The 16,897-nt window shown below is 44.4% G+C and carries 7 protein-coding genes; all 7 read left to right on the top strand.

What is annotated here, in order from left to right; translation table 11 throughout:
* Window positions 1-409: 409 nt before the first annotated feature.
* Window positions 410-3,151, top strand: a complete 2,742-nt coding sequence (locus QT974_RS02680) for a glycoside hydrolase family 10 protein (RefSeq protein WP_333466986.1) — start codon at window positions 410-412, stop codon at window positions 3,149-3,151.
* 561 nt (window positions 3,152-3,712) lie between these two features.
* Window positions 3,713-7,702 (top strand): PAS domain S-box protein, encoded by a 3,990-nt coding sequence (locus QT974_RS02685; protein WP_333466987.1) that lies wholly within the window; start codon window positions 3,713-3,715, stop codon window positions 7,700-7,702.
* Window positions 7,668-9,092, top strand: a complete 1,425-nt coding sequence (locus QT974_RS02690; protein WP_333466988.1) for a hybrid sensor histidine kinase/response regulator — start codon at window positions 7,668-7,670, stop codon at window positions 9,090-9,092. Before QT974_RS02685 ends, QT974_RS02690 begins: the two co-directional genes overlap by 35 nt.
* Before the next feature lie 407 nt (window positions 9,093-9,499).
* Window positions 9,500-9,895 carry a response regulator gene (locus QT974_RS02695; protein ID WP_333466989.1) on the top strand — a complete coding sequence of 132 codons (396 nt, stop codon included), beginning with the start codon at window positions 9,500-9,502 and terminating at the stop codon, window positions 9,893-9,895.
* A complete protein-coding gene (locus tag QT974_RS02700) occupies window positions 9,892-12,450 on the top strand; it encodes a response regulator (protein ID WP_333466990.1) in 2,559 nt (852 codons plus the stop codon). The genes QT974_RS02695 and QT974_RS02700 overlap by 4 nt, the downstream gene beginning before the upstream one ends.
* A 146-nt stretch (window positions 12,451-12,596) precedes the next feature.
* A complete protein-coding gene (locus QT974_RS02705; RefSeq protein ID WP_333466991.1) occupies window positions 12,597-15,230 on the top strand; it encodes a response regulator in 2,634 nt (877 codons plus the stop codon).
* Window positions 15,223-16,875, top strand: coding sequence for an adenylate/guanylate cyclase domain-containing protein (locus QT974_RS02710; RefSeq protein WP_333466992.1), 1,653 nt, complete (start codon window positions 15,223-15,225; stop codon window positions 16,873-16,875). Before QT974_RS02705 ends, QT974_RS02710 begins: the two co-directional genes overlap by 8 nt.
* Window positions 16,876-16,897 lie beyond the last annotated feature (22 nt).

The following is a 16,897-nucleotide window of genomic DNA, read 5'->3' on the forward strand; positions in this document are numbered from 1 at the left end:
GTTGACAGTTGACAGTTGACAGTTGACAGTTGACAGTTGACAGTTGACAGTTGGCTGTCCTGCATCTAAATTGTATTCTTGGTTTTTCAACCCAAATGCACGCAGATTTTAACAGTTCGCCGATCGCACTCCGACAAAGAAACCTGGTTTTTTAGCGAATCTGCGGCGTGTAACGAAGTAAACGCGTGAAAAAACCCGGTTTCTGGGCTCTCATATAGTCCTATTTAATCTAAAATCTAAAATCCAAAATCTAAAATTGATCGATCGCACATTTTCCTGATTCAGGTTGCAGAACAGGGTGAAAAAATGTAAGGTGCGGATTAATTACTCGAACTTGTTATTAAAATTTTCCTAAACGGTGTGTTGGGTAATTCTCATATATATGCAACAAATCAAAAAGCCTCATCAAATGCCTGAGAACTGCTCCCAGGCTCAAAAAAAACGCTTTTTCACCGAATTGCACAGAATCTTAATTGCAACTCTAGCGAGTACCTTACTCAATCTCTCCATCCTATTTCCCTCTCCGAGTTTCGCTGAAGTAGTTCTGGGCGTGGTTCGCAGTTCCGAGAATTCCCCCGATTGGGTGAAGATTACCACGCGCCTCTGGGAAAGTGGCATTGCTTACAAACCGATCAATCTCGAACAAATTAAAAGCCCGGCGGATTTAGCAGGCGTTAACGTGTTGTTTTTGCCCAATATTGAAACTTGGACGCCAGCCCAAATTAGAGTTCTCGAAACTTGGGTCTCTCAGGGCGGGCGCTTGATTGCTTCGGGCCCAGTCGGCCGCAGTTCCCCAGCTTTGGTGCGCCAATCTTTGCGATCGCTCCTCGGGGCCTATTGGGCTTTTCCGTTGACTCAGCGCGGATTGCCGCAACCCCGCGCCCGGTGCCGGGATCTCGCCTGTACCGCTTCTAGCAATTGGGTGCCCCCAGAACAAAAAAATACCTCTGTTCAAGGCGGTGTCTTGATTCCTGCCGACGCAAACAGTCAAACAGTCGCTACTTGGAAAGATAGTTCTGGTTCCTCCGCTGCGATCGCCACCGATCGCGCTACCTATCTCGGCTGGCGCTGGGGTAGCGACGGTGCCGCAGCTATAGATAAAGTTTGGTTGCAAGCCTCGATCGCCCGCTGGGGAGGCACCATCGCTCAGCGCCCGACAGCACCACCAACAGCGACCGCGCCCCCACTGGCGCCCCCCCCCTCAAGAGTTACTAGAAATACGCCTGTTTCGCCGCGCAGTACCCCGCTGAGCCGACTTTCTCCTTCTCCCTCCCTTCCCGATCCTGTACCTGCAAATTTCACAGATCCTTCGGATCAGTCGGCGCCGGCCGGTTTAGACGTGCAGCTAAATTCCAATAAGCCGATCGTCAGCATTGAAGCCTACCTGATGCGACAAGAACTCACCAACCTCCTCGGCAGGTTTGAAAGCGCCCTGACAGCAGCTAATTCAAGCAATACCGCCGTCAATCTCACTGCTCCTACCCCCGCTCAACTGGTGGCGGGAAGCAACAGTGCCGGCGGCCCGACTGCGAGCCGCCAGTCTATTTTGCAAGGGCCTAGGGTGCGGGCGATCGCGATGGCGCGGCAGATTTTGCAAACTTTCGACGAACTCCTCCAAGAGCAAAAATACGCCCAGGCCAGACAGCAATGGGTGCAAGCACGGCAGCTTCTCTGGCAAAATTACCCCCAGGAAGGGCAGCGTGTGGGAGCCGAAATTCGCGCGGTTTGGCTCGATCGCGGTACGATCGTCGCGGCTCGCTCTCCACAGGGTTTAGCCGCTGTGTTCGATCGACTCGCCGCCGCGGGTATCAATACTGTTTTCTTTGAAACTTTAAATGCCGGATATCCAATTTATCCGAGTCAAGTTGCACCGCAACAAAATCCCCTCACCGTTGGCTGGGACCCGCTGGAATCTGGGGTTAAATTGGCCCGCGAGCGAGGCATGGAACTGCACGCTTGGGTGTGGACTTTTGCCACCGGAAACAAGCGCCACAATGCCTTGATCGGCAAGTCTAATTCCGATCCCGGCCCGGTGCTTTCGGCTCATCCTAGTTGGGCTAATATTGACAATAAAGGACGCATCCAAAATCCTAACGATGGTAAATTTTATCTCGATCCTGCTAACCCAGAAGCCCGCAGTTATTTGCTACAAATTATCAACGAAATCACCAGCCGCTATCAAGTAGATGGCGTGCAATTAGACTACATCCGCTATCCTTTTCAAGATGATAATGCTGGTTTTACCTACGGCTACGGTGCAGCCGCGAGGCAGCAATTCAAGCAATTGACTGGTGCAGATCCGGTGAATATTTCCCCGAGTGATGGCAGTTTGTGGCGGCAGTGGGTTGAGTTTAAAACTAATCAAATTAATACTTTTGTAGCTGAAGTTTCTCAGCTTTTACGGCAGAATTATCCGCGCACTATTCTGTCTGTGGCAGTATTTCCGCACCCTCCCAGTCAGCGGATTTACAAAATTCAACAAAATTGGGAAGTCTGGGCGCGTCAGGGGATTGTCGATTTGATTGTACCCATGACTTATGCTTTGGATACTAACCGGCTCGAACGCATCACCGAACCGCTGGTAAAGCAGGAAATGCTCGGTTCGGCTTTGATTTCTCCGTCGGTTAAGTTGTTGAGTCTTCCTGAGGTAGTGGCGATCGACCAAATTCAAGCTTTGCGCGATTTGCCGACTGGGGGCTATGCTATTTTTGCGGTGGAAAGTATCAGCAGCGGGATGCAGGGCTTTTTTAACCGCACTCAAGGGCGAGCAGTGCATCCCACCAATGCAGCAGAACCGATACCTTACCGGCAGCCGTTTGCGGCCGCTGCTTCGCGATATACTGCTCTCAAGCAGGAGTGGAGTTTTTTGCTGGCTAACAACCAGTTGCGGGTGTCGGAATCTGAACTGAAAGTTCTCCAAAGTCGATCGGACGAATTGGGCCTTGCTTTGAGCAGATTAGCTGTCAATCCTTCTCGTGAAAGTTTAGCTACCGCTAAAAGATTGTTGGCGAGCTTTCAATCTCAATTTCAATCTTCCATGCGCTTGCATTCTGCTGACAATAGCTACCAGGTTCAAACTTGGCAAAATCGTTTGGAAAGCTTGGATATGCTGTTGCGTTACGGTGAAAGGGTGGAGTTGAATCGCAGATAAATGCACGCCTTTCGGGTGGGGGAGGCCGAGGGTAGCGCGATTCCTGAACAGGGATAGCTTCGCTTCACGTACTCTCCCCAGAAATAAGTTATAGTAATTTAAATTCATACTTGTACTGGTGTCAGTAAGATCGAGTCCCATCCCTGCACTCATAGTAATCTCTATTGGCTGCAATAAGTAGGATATAGACACCTACAGCACTAATCAAAAAAGTGCTTTAGGTGTCCCTCGAACCAGCAAAATAAAATTATTTTGAGCGTTCATAAGGCGATTTCCCATCCAAATCAGAAGAACGAAGTCATCACTAAAAACATTTTTTATGCTCAGTAATTCACCGGAATTGATATAATTCGATCGTCTATCGATCGCAGATTTTAACATTTACTAATTTACCAGGCCCGCTGCTGTTACTCCGATCGCATTTTTCAACTTGCGCAACCAGCTCGCCAGTTGTCGGTTTCTCAAAAATTACCCCTTAAAAAAAATCACCAACTACAATTAATTTCAATCACTCATTATCAATCTTTACCTGACTCACTTGAAAATTCCTATAGGATGAATATGTTTCCTAAACTTCTCAATCGGTTTGCTACCAAAATTATTGGCAAAACTCCCTTACAAACTGTCCTCGTAGTTCCTTTTTTATTACAAATTGTCGGCACAGTAGGAATTGTAGGTTGGCTGTCGTTCCAAAACGGTCAGCGGGCGGTCAATGATGTTGCCGCCCAGTTGCGCACAGAAACTACCGCTCGCATCAAAGACCGCATTGAAAATTATATGTCAATTCCTCACATAGTCAATCACCTGAACGTTCAAGGTGTAAGATTGGGGCAGTTGAACCTCGAAGACAAACAAAAATTAGAACATCATTTCATCGAACAAATTCAATATTTTGATTCGATCAGCATCATTTACATCGCCCAAGAAAATGGAGAACACTCGGGAGCCATTCACACTAAAAACGATCGAGTTCTGATATCTGCTGCCGACCCATCTACTGGCAACAAGTTAGCTCGATTTACTGCTGACTCTCAAGGAAACCGCATTAATTTAGTCCAAATATCCCCGAAGATTTACGACCCGCGACTTCGGCCTTGGTATATAGCAGCGGCTCTAGCAAAAAAACCTGTTTGGACTCCAATTTATACAGATTTCTTGACAAGGGAACTGGCAATTACTGCTGCTTTGCCTATCTACGACGACGCTGGGAATCTGTTAGGAGTAGCTGGCACCGATGTGTTGTTTTCCAAAATCAAAGAATTTCTCGTCAGCCTCAAAATTGGCAAATCGGGACAAACTTTTGTGATGGAGCGATCGGGGATGTTAATTGCTACTTCCACGGCGGGCCAAGAATTCGCAGTCGAAGGTAAAGAAGCCAAACGCATCAAAGCTTCAGCAAGCGAGAATCCGGTAATTCGCCAAACCGCACAGCATTTAGAGAAATCCCACGACAGCTTAGCTAAAATCAACAGTTCTCAACAGCTTACTTTTGATGTTGACGGCAAGCGAAATTTTATTCAAGTAGCTCCTTTTCAAGACAGTCGCGGGTTAGATTGGCTGATTGTGGTAGTTGTACCAGAGTCCGATTTTATGGATCAAATTAACGCCAATACGCGCACCACTTTTTTGCTGTCGGTGGCAGCTTTGATCGGGGCGACAATTCTGGGGGTTCTGACTGGTAAATGGGTGGTGCGACCGATTTTAAAATTGAATGCGGCGGCGAAAGCTTTGGCGCGGAATGAATGGGATACAAAGCTTACTCTGAATCGCCAAGATGAACTCGGAGAACTTGCCGCTGCTTTTAACAGCATGGCAGAGCAATTGCAGCATTCATTTACGTCACTATCGGAAAGTGAAAGCCGAGTTAAACAATTTCTCAATGCAGTACCGCTAGGCATTTTTATTGCCGAACAAAATGGTAAACCTCACTACATTAATCCGATAGGAGAGCAACTTTTAGGTCAAGGGCTTGTGGCAACAGATTCCGAAAATTTGCGTAAATCCTACGGAGCTTATTTAGCTGGAACTCAGGAAATTTATCCCGCGGAGCGCGACCCAATTTTAAATGCTTTGCAGGGCAAAAGTGTTACTGTTGATGACGTTGAAATTTACTCGAATGACAAAAATATTCCCATGCAAATTTCGGGAACTCCTATTTACGACGCCCGAGGAAATATAATCTACGCAATCTGCGCTTTTCAAGATATTACAGAACGCAAAAAAGCGGAAAAATTGTTAACGGAATATAACCAAAATTTAGCCGTGCAAGTTGCTGAACGCACCGCCGATCTTGCGAAGGCAAAAGAAAAGTTTTCTAAGGCTTTTCGTTCTAGTCCGAATGCGATTACAATCACCAGAATCAGTGACGGCCGCCATGTAGAAGTCAATGACAGCTTTTGCCGGATGATTGGCTACAATCAGGAACAAATTATTGGCAAAACAGCGGTAGAGCTAAATTTTTGGGCTAGTTTGGGGGAGCGCGACCGCATGATTCAAATGTTAAAAAACAAGACAGCAATTCACAATTACGAACTGAGATTTCGCAATAAAACTGGTACAGAAAGAACGGCGCTGCTGTCAATCGAAACCATCGATATTGATGGAGAAGCTTGTTTTTTGTCGATATCTAGCGATATTACCGATCGCCAAAAAGCAGAAGCCGCCCTCCGGGAAGCAGAAGAAAAGTACCGCAACATTTATGAAAATGCTTTGAATGGCATTTTTCAAACTGCTGGTGACGGGAAATACATCAGCGCTAACCCGGCTTTAGCTGAACTCTACGGTTACGAATCGCCAGCAGAATTAATCGCTGCACAGCCGAGTTTTAAAAACCAACTTTACGTGAATCCCGACCGCCACAGCGAATTTGTAGCGCTGATCGACCAAGACGGAATCCTGTCTAACTTTGAATCGGAGATTTACCGCAAAGATGGTAGCATCATCTGGATTTCCGAAAATTGTCGCGCTGTCTGCGATGACGCAGGAAATCTACTTTACTATGAAGGTTTTATTAAAGATATTACTGATAGTAAAGAAGCCGAAATTAAAATGCAGCACGCGAAAGAAGCCGCCGAAGCAGCCAACAAAGCTAAGAGTACCTTTCTTGCCAACATGAGCCACGAATTGCGATCGCCCCTCAACGCAGTCATCGGCTTTGCTCAAGTCATGATCCGCAGTAAAAATCTGTCTCCCGAAAATCAAGAAGATGTCGGAATTATCCTGCGGAGTGGCGAACATTTGCTGGCTTTGATCAATCAAGTTTTAGACTTGTCCAAAATCGAAGCTGGACGCACGACTATTAACGAAAAAAACTTCGATTTTTATCGATTGCTCGACGATTTAGAAGATATGTTTGCTCTCAAAACCGAACAAAAAGGCTTGCAATTAATCTTCGACAGGGATGCAGAAGTTCCCCATTATATTTGCACAGATGAAGTTAAACTGCGCCAAGTCTTAATTAATTTTCTCAACAATTCAATTAAGTTTACTTCTCACGGGGGAGTCTCGGTGCAAGTGAAAGTAGGCCGGCGAATTATACACAAAAACAGCCCCAATCAATTGCCTGGTCGCTACTGGCTGCATTTTGAAGTTCAAGATACTGGTGTAGGCATTGCGGCTGAGGAAATCCCTCAGCTTTTTGAAGCATTCGTGCAGACAAAAAGCGGTAAAGATTCTCACGAAGGAACGGGTTTAGGTTTAGCCATCAGCCGCCAGTTCGTGCAATTAATGGGAGGTGAAATTAATGTCATCAGCGAGGTGAACAAGGGTTCAACATTTCAGTTTGACATTCAAGTTCATCTGGTTGAGGCTGCTGATATTGAAAGCAAAAAAGCTCAACGTCGAGTTGTTTCCCTCGCACCGAATCAGCCGCACTACCGCTTGTTAATTGTGGATGACAAGCCCATCAACCGCCAACTGTTGGTAAAACTTCTGAGTCCGCTCGGATTTCAGTTGAGAGAAGCCAATAACGGTAAAGAAGCGGTGGATATTTTTAGCGAGTGGGAACCGCATCTGATTTGGATGGACATGAGAATGCCCGTGATGGACGGGTACGAGGCCACGAAACAGATTAAAACTACAACTGGCGGGCAAGCAACGGCAATTGTGGCTTTGACTGCTAGCGTTCTAGAAGAAGAACGGGCGGTGATTCTTTCGGCGGGTTGCGATGATTTTATGCGAAAACCATTTCGCGAAGAGGATATATTTGCGGCGATCGGAAAACATTTAGGAGTAAGCTATATTTATGAAGAGCCGACAGCAGTTAGTGTAACAGGTGTAGGGGGGTCAACTCAGGAGGTGCTGACACCGGAGGATATCGCCTCTATTTCTCCCGAGTGGATGGCTCAATTCAAGCAAAATATTTTGACTGTGGATATGGAGGCGATCGCCAGTTCGATCGCGCAAATCCGCACTGTCAACTCATCTCTCGCTGATACCCTTCAAGATTGCATTAATAATTTTGAATACGACAGAATTTTGAATATAATAGAGCTCAGCCATAGCAAGCAAACATCCGATGACTTCAACTTTACCGAAAACCAATCGAGCTAATATTTTAGTAGTAGACGACACCCCAGAAAATCTGCGGCTTCTGGCAGGAATTTTGAGCGAAAAAGGCTATCAAGTTCGCCCGGTTCCCAACGGCAAGCTAGCACTGTCTGCCGCTCAAAAAATGCCTCCGGATCTTGTGCTGCTGGATATTATGATGCCGGAGATGGACGGCTATCAAGTTTGTCAGCAGCTCAAAGATTTTGAAGCAACAAAAGATATTCCGGTGATTTTCATCAGTGCCATTAACGACGTGATGGATAAAGTTAAAGCTTTTGCAGTTGGAGGAGTAGACTTTATTACCAAGCCGTTTCAGGTTGAAGAAGTTTTAGCCCGGATCGAAACTCATTTAAAAATTTGTTCGCTCCAACAAAGTTTGCAAGAAAAAAATCAAGATTTAGCAACTGCCATTCACCAACTGAAAGCCGCCCAAGATCATTTGATTCAATCGGAAAAAATGGCAGCACTGGGACAACTGATTGCCGGGATTGCTCACGAAATCAATACCCCCCTGGGCATTATAGGTTCCTCTATTGATAATATCTCTATTTTTTGGGACGAAAATTTAGCAAAAATGCCTCAATTTTTTCAACAGTTGTCTGAAGAAAGTCAATCTTACTTTTTGACTCTACTCTACAGAGCTACCCAACAAGAGATTTTATTTACAAGTAAAGAAAAACGGAAATTTAAGCAGAAGTTAATCCGGGATTTAATAGCAGCATCTGTGGAAAATGCCGACGAAATTGCGGATACTTTGGTTGACATGGAAATTTACGATAATATAGAACATTTGTTGCCGCTTTTTAAATTAGATGATTGGGAAGTAGTTTTAAATACTGCTTACCAGTTTTCGAGCTTTAAAAGAAGTATTAGCCTGATCCAAAGAGCCACAGCTAAGTCTGGAAAAGTAGTATTTGCCTTGAAAAGTTACGCTCATTTTGATAGCAAGGAGGAAAAGGTTCAGGCGAACTTGCACGAAGGTATTGAAACGGTGTTAACCCTCTACCAAAATCAACTGAAACACGGTATAGAAGTAGTTAAAAATTATGGTGATTTACCTAAAATTGTCTGCTATCCCGATGACTTAAATCAAGTTTGGACGAATCTCATTCATAATGCCCTGCAAGCAATGGATTATAAAGGTATTTTGACAATTGAAACTCACCAGGAAGAGGGAAATATTGTCCTGAAATTCATCGATAACGGCCCAGGTATTCCCCCAGAGATTATTCCCAAAATTTTTCAGCCATTTTTTACTACTAAATCTGCGGGGGAAGGTAGCGGTTTGGGATTGGATATTGTGAGAAAAATTGTTGAGAAACATGAAGGCAAAGTTGCGGTAGAGTCTGTACCAGGAAAGACAACTTTTACCGTCTCGTTACCAATCTATTAAACAAATTTAGATTGTTTGCAGAAAATCACGTAGCTCGCAGCCAGCCCCAAAAGAGCGACTGATTGCTCATCCCGAATCTAACGCCTGAAATCTCAAATGGTATTAAGTTGTTACCAATTTAAATTGGATGCTGGGGCGGATTCCCACCCCCAGCCAACTTATGGCTTGATTGTTTCTTGACATATAATTGAAATGCTGCAACAGCTAACCCCCACAGGGGCTGATTCCCCCTAATCTATGTGGCTGTCTCGCTGAGAAGCATCAAGTTTATGGCGATCGCCCGGTTTATCTTGGGAAGTCCTATTAAAATAAGATAGAGGACAGATATTTTGCATCCTCGCCCGCAATCGATCCTGTAGAAGCAAGTTATGTCCGTAAAAACACTTAAATGAAACAGAGAGGAAAAGATGAGTAAGCCTGTAATCCTTTGCGTTGACGACGAACCAGATATCTTGAATACTCTTAAAATGCAGCTTAAAAATGAATTTAAAGATAATTACTTTTATGAGCTAGCAGAAAGTGCTGATGAAGCTTTAGACTTAATTGAGGATTTTCAACCAGAAACTGAGGTAATTGTGGTTGTTTCTGATTGGCTAATGCCGGGAATTAAAGGTGACGAACTTTTTATGATAGTTCACAAAAAATATCCTCAAATTATCAAGGTAATGCTGACGGGACAAGCGGATGAAGCGGCGGTGCAGCGGGCATTCAAAGAAGCTGATTTATACTGCTGTTTGTACAAACCTTGGCAGAGCAAAGATTTAATAGAAACCATCAAATCTGGACTGGCAAAGTTATTATGAAAAAACCTGTAATTGTTTGTATAGACGACGAACCTGATGTTTTGAACAGTTTAAAAATTGAACTGAAAAAGGCGATCGGCGAGCGGTGTATCATTGAAACGGCCGAAGGTGGAGAAGATGCTTTAGAGTTGCTGGCTGATTTGCAGGCAGATGAATACGAGATTGCTTTGGTGCTTTCCGATTATATCATGCCGGACATTAAAGGCGATGAACTGCTTAAAAGAATTCATGAGTTTTCGCCGGATACGCTGACGATTATGCTGACAGGGCAAGCAGATTTGGAAGCGTTGGGGAATGCTATTAAGTATGCTAAACTCTACCGTTATATCCCGAAGCCTTGGCAAAATGAAGATTTAAAATTAACGGTAATAGAAGCAATTCACAGTTACTTGCAAGACCAAAAGTTAACAGATGAAATCCAGAAGCGGGAAGAAGTAAACCAGGAGTTAAAGGTAGCAAATGATGCCCTGTTTGCCAGTGAAGGCCGCCTGAAGCAATTTTTAGCAGCTTTGCCAGTGGGGGTATGCGTTTACAATCCCGACGGCTCGATCGCCTATTTCAACGACACAGCCGGGGAATTGTTCGGTGCAGACACTCTCTCGCAAACGACAGCGGAACAATTAGCGGCAACTTATCAACTTTATGTTGCCAATACTGATGAGCTTTACCCGCCGGATAATCTGCCAATTTTGCGCGCGCTCAAAGGACAATTTGTCAAGGTTGACGACGCAGAAATCCGTCAAGAGGGCAAAATAATTGCGATCGAACTCAATACCACGCCGATTTTTGACACCAGCGGAAATATTGCTTACGCGATCGCAGTTTTTCAAGATATTAGCGATCGCAAACAAGCCGAAAAAATACTAGCCGATTACCAGCACACCTTAGAAGTCCAAATTGACGAACGCACAGAACAACTGCAACAAGCAGCCTTAGCTGCTGAAGCAGCAAACAAAGCTAAAAGCACGTTTCTAGCCAATATGAGCCACGAATTGCGCACTCCTCTCAATTCCATACTCGGGTTTGCGCAAATCATGGAGCCCAGTCCTAATCTTACTGTCGAAAACCGAGAAAATCTGAGTATTATTCGCCGCAGTGGCGAACATTTGTTGAGCCTGATTAATGAAGTTTTAGACTTGTCAAAAATCGAAGCAGGGCGGATGATACTCGACCCGAAAAACTTCGACCTATATCGCTTGCTTGATGATTTGCAAAATATGTTTTTACTGCGGGCAGAAAAACAAGAATTGCAGTTGCTTTTTGAAATAAATAATGATGTTCCTCAGTACGTGCGCACCGATGACGTTAAACTGCGACAAGTGCTGATTAATCTCCTCAGCAATGCGATCAAATTCACACAAACAGGCTCTGTCATATTAAAAATTACCAATTCTTTTGATTCGGAAATTGTGAATTTATTGGAGAATCCTACAGCTTGCATTGATACCAAAAAAAGTATTAGAGAGTTTGCCATCGATCGAACTAATTTAGCAAATGCTGTACTAAGAGATGAGCCAGATGCTTTAAATCCGGAGCGAGTGAGTTTCCTTCAATTTGAAATAGCAGATACAGGAGTTGGTATCGATCCGCAAGAATTGGATAATATTTTCAAGGCTTTTGTGCAGACAGCTTGTGGTCAAAAAAATCATAAAGGTACGGGTTTGGGATTGACGATTACCCGTCAATTTGTGCGGCTGATGGGAGGAGAAATTGTCGTCGAAAGTCAACTAGAACGCGGCACTACTTTTAAATTTGAAATTCCAGTCGGTGCGGTTGATGTTGCTGATATTCCGAATCCAGAAATTAACCGCGAAGTTACTGGATTAGAACCAAATCAACCCTGCTACCGGATTTTAATTGTGGACGATCGCGAAGACAACCGCCAACTTTTAGTCAAAATTATTTCTCCCTTGGGTTTGGGAGTGCAAGAGGCTAGCAACGGCTGCGAAGCAGTAGAAATGTGGGAAAGTTGGCAGCCGCATTTAATTTTGATGGATGTGCGAATGCCAGAGATGGACGGCTACGAAGCTACTAAAGAAATTAGGAACAGAATACAGCAGCGAGAGCAAGAGTGGCAAGAAAACGGCTCTCCGATTCCGAAGATTGTTGCTTTGACAGCTAGTACCATTGAAGGGAGGCGATCGTTTGCTTTATCGATCGGCTGTGACGATTTTATTAGCAAACCTTTCCGCAAAACAGATATATTTGATGCCATCCACAACCATTTGGGGGTGAGGTATCTCTACTCTAACTCAACCGAGCCGATCTGGGCGGGCGATCGCCACCATCAATCTGACTCTCCATCTAATGCTGCGCTTGCTTATTTGCCGGAACTTCCCCCACAATGGATAGAAAACATGAGGCTAGTAATCCGTAGTGCTGATTTTGACTTAATTGCAAGGACGATCGAGGAAATAAGGGACGACAGTCATGAATTTGCTGCCATGCTTCAGGGTCATCTGGATAATTTTGACTACCAGAAAATTATCAATTTAATTGCCGAAGCCCAGAAATATAATGATGGAGGTGAAGATCCATCTGGTAATCTCCTCTAGAGCATGGCGTTAAAAAGGCGATCGATATTCATCTGAATCTACTGTTAGCAAAAAAGTAGGTATAAACATCGGTTTAAACCTGGTTTTTTTACATAAATTGTAGCCGCTAACAGAGAAAAAAAGAAAAACTCAGGGCAAGTAAATTTATGAAAAGACCTGTGATTGTTTGTATTGATGACGAACCTGACGTTTTGAACAGTTTAAAAATTGCACTAAAAAATGCGATCGGCGATCGGTGTATTATTGAAACAGCAGAAGGTGGAGAAGATGCTTTAGAATTGCTGGCAGATTTGCAAGCAGACGAACATGAAATAGCTTTAGTAGTTTCCGATTATATAATGCCGGATATCAAAGGAGACGAACTGCTCCAAATAATTCACGAGCGATCGCCCAATACGCTAAAAATTATGCTAACTGGTCAAGCAGATTTAGATGCCGTGGGCCACGCTATCAAGTATGCCAAGCTGTACCGCTACATCCCCAAACCTTGGCACAATGAAGATTTGAAGTTAACAGTAGTCGAAGCAGTTCACAGCTATTTGCAAGACCAAAAGTTGGCTGATGAAGTTATTAAGGGACGGGAAGCAAACCAGAAGTTGCAGCTAGCCAATGAGGAATTATCGGCTGCTGAAAGCCGGTTGAAGCAATTTTTAGCTGCTTTACCTGTGGGGGTATCCGTTTACAATCCCGACGGCTCGATCGCCTATATCAATCATTCAGCCCACCAGTTGCTGGATGCAGGTACTGAGCTAGCAGACACTATGCTAGCCAACAGTCTGCAACAATTAGTCGCAAGTTCTGAATTTTATGAAGCTGAAAACGATCGCCTGTATTTCCCTGAAAATTTTCCGATTTTACGGGCGCTCAAAGGAGAATCTGTCAAAGTTAGTGAAGTACAGATATTGCAATACGGTCTGACAATCACTCTAGAAATAAGTGCCAGACCAATTTTTGACAATCAGGGAAATATTGTTTTTGCGATCGCAGTCATTCAAGATATCAGCCAGCGCAAAGAATTAGAAAATTTCTTAGCAAATTACCAGCGCACCTTAGAAGCTGAAATTGTAGAACGCACAGAACAACTGCAAAAAGCTGCCTTCGCCGCCGAAGCAGCAAACAGAGCGAAAAGCACGTTTCTCGCCAACATGAGCCACGAGTTGCGTACACCCCTGAATGCGATACTCGGCTTTACTCAAATTGTCGAGCCCAGCCCGAATTTGACAGTAGAAGACCGAGAAAATATCAGAATTATTTACCGCAGCGGCGAACACTTGCTGACTTTAATCAATCAAGCTTTAGACTTGGCAAAAATCGAAGCGGGCCGGATGATTATTTTTCCGACAAACTTCAATCTCTACGACTTGCTTGACGAAATGGAAGATATGTTTCAACTACGAGCTAAAAATCAAGGTTTGCAGTTAGTTTTTCAGCGAAATATAGATGTTCCGCAGTACGTGCGAACTGATGAGGTAAAACTGCGCCAAGTGCTAATCAATCTCCTCAGTAATGCGATGAAATTCACCAAAATCGGCGGGGTGTCAGTAAGAGTGAGACGGAAGAGGCAAGGCAGTTCGGCAGGGGCAGATGCAGGGGATGTTATGGATGTCATGGATAGAAGTAATAGAGAAGAAGCCAGAGGAAATGATTCAGAAGGCGAACTTGTGATTGCTGATGAAAATCCGACAAATTTAGATGGTTCGACAAGTTACAGTCCGCCTGAAAGTGGAAATTTGACGGAGAATGATTTAGACTTGTCTGGTTCGTTGTTTCTGCAATTTGAAGTGCAAGATACCGGAAGTGGCATTTCTCCAGAAGAATTGGGTAAGGTTTTTCAAGCATTCGTGCAAACAGAATCTGGTCAAAAAGCTCAAAGAGGAACTGGTTTAGGCTTGACGATTAGCAGCCAATTTGTACGGTTAATGGGTGGCAATATTACTGTGGAAAGTGAACAAGAGCGAGGTACGATTTTTAGATTTGAGATTGAAGTTGATGCAGTTGATGCGGCTTCGATTCCTACCCCGGAAATCAGCAGCGAGGTGATTGGACTGAAACCAGATGTGCCATCCTACCGGATTTTAGTTGTGGACGATCGCACAGACAACCGCCAACTTTTAGTCAAAATGCTTTCTCCCTTGGGTTTTGCACTCCAACAGGCTAGCAACGGCTCTGAAGCGGTAGAAATGTGGGAAAACTGGCAGCCGCACTTAATCTTGATGGATTTGCAAATGCCGGTGATGGATGGGTGCGAAGCGACGATGGAAATTAGACTCAGGATAAATCAGAGAAACCATCCGCCAGCAACCAGCCAGGAAATCAACGTTTCCGGTGTCGAACCCCCGATGCCGAAGATTGTTGCTTTGACGGCTAGTACCGTTGAAGGGAGGCGATCGCTTGCTTTATTGGTCGGCTGCGACGATTTTATTAGCAAACCTTTCCGCAAAACAGATATATTTGATATCCTCCACAAACATTTGGGGGTGCAGTATCTCTACTCTGACTCAACGGAGTCGATCCGGGCGGGCGATCGCGGCGATCGATCTGACTCCCAGTCTAATGCTGCGCTTGCTTATTTACCCAAACTTCCCCCAGAATGGATAGATAACATGAAGCAGGTAATCCGCAGTGCTGATTTTGACTTAATTGCCAGGAAAATCGAGGAAATAAAGGATACTTATCCTGAATTGGCCGCAATCCTTCAGGGTCATCTGGATAATTTTGATTACCAGAAAATTCTTAATTTAATTGCCGAGGCGGAGGAATCAGATCGTGGAGATGAATGAGGCACAAATTGATAACTATCAAGCGGATATTTTAGTAGTTGACGATACGCCAGACAATCTGCGTCTGTTGATTAGAATTTTGCAAAAAAATGGCTATAAAGTTCGACCTGTTACTAATGGTTTTTCTGCCATAGATGCGATTCAATCGAGCGCGCCAGATTTGATTTTGCTCGATATTATGATGCCGGACTTTGATGGGTACGAATTATGTAAAAAATTGAAATTACAACCGCAATTTAGCGATATACCAATCATTTTTATCAGCGCGCTAGAAGAAGGAATAGATAAGGCAAAAGCTTTTGAAGTGGGCGGAGCAGATTATATCACAAAACCTTTTCAGGTCAAAGAAGTATTGGCGCGAGTCAGCAATCAACTGACTGTGCGTTCATTGCAAATGCAGTTGCAAGAAAAAAATCAAAAATTAACAGATAAAAATGTTCTGTTGCACCAGGAAATTACCGAACGCCTACAGGTAGAAATGGAAACGAGGTTGCTGCTACAAGCAACTCAAGCTATTAGCAAATCTGAAGATTTTGAGTCGGCTATAGATGTGATTTTAGGTTTAATTTGCCAAACTATTGAATGGAATTTGGGCGAAGCTTGGATTCCCAACAGTGAGGGCGTTTTAAGATGTGCTACAGGCAGGTATGTCAGCGACTCGAGTTTTTCGCTGTTCCGAAAGACAAGTTGGCAGTTAACTTTCTCCCCCGGTGTGGGACTCCCCGGGAGAATTTGGCAGTCGCAGCAGCCTGAATGGATTGAGGATGTTTCTCATGCACCGGAACAAGTTTTTTTGCGTTCGCAAATTGCAGTGAATGTGGGATTGAAAGCGGCTTTTGGAGTGCCAATTTTGGCGGACAAGCAAGTGTTAGCTATTTTGATTTTTTATCGCGAGAAAGTTCTGGAATGTCAGCCGCGCTTGTTGGAATTGGTGAGTGCGGTTGCTACGCAGCTCGGTTCGCTGATTCAGCGGAAACAAGCTGAGGCGGCGCTGAAATTGCAGCAAGAGCAAACAGAGAAGTTGCTGCTGAATATTTTACCGAAACCTATTGCCGATCGCCTGCAAAAAGAGCAAAAGTTGATAGCGGATCATTTTGATGAGGTGACGGTATTGTTTGCCGATTTGGTGGGTTTTACAGAGTTTTCGACTCACAAAAGTCCGACGCAGTTGGTGGAAATTTTGAACGGGATTTTCTCGGAGTTCGATCGCTTGTCTGAGTTGCACGGGTTGGAAAAGATTAAGACGATTGGGGATGCTTACATGGTGGTTGGGGGTTTGCCGACGGCGCGGGCGGATCACGCGGAGGCGATCGCCCTTTTAGCTTTGGAAATGCAGGCAGCTCTCAGACGGTTTAATATCAAAATTGGCGAAAGTTTTGAATTGCGGCTCGGGATTCACAGCGGTGCGGTGGTGGCGGGAATTATCGGGATTAGCAAATTTAGCTATGATTTGTGGGGCGATACTGTGAATGTTGCTTCGCGGATGGAGTCGAACGGATTACCTGGTAAAATTCAAGTGACTGCGGCGACTTACGAGCGCTTGAAAGATCAGTTTGTTTTTGAAGAACGCGGTCAAATTCCGGTTAAAGGTAAAGGAACAATGCTGACTTACTGGTTGATTGAAGAACAAACTAAATGTATTTAAAATTTTTATAGTCAATTTCAGT

The organism is Microcoleus sp. BM001215392 (assembly GCF_036700185.1).
GTDB lineage: Bacteria > Cyanobacteriota > Cyanobacteriia > Cyanobacteriales > Microcoleaceae > Microcoleus.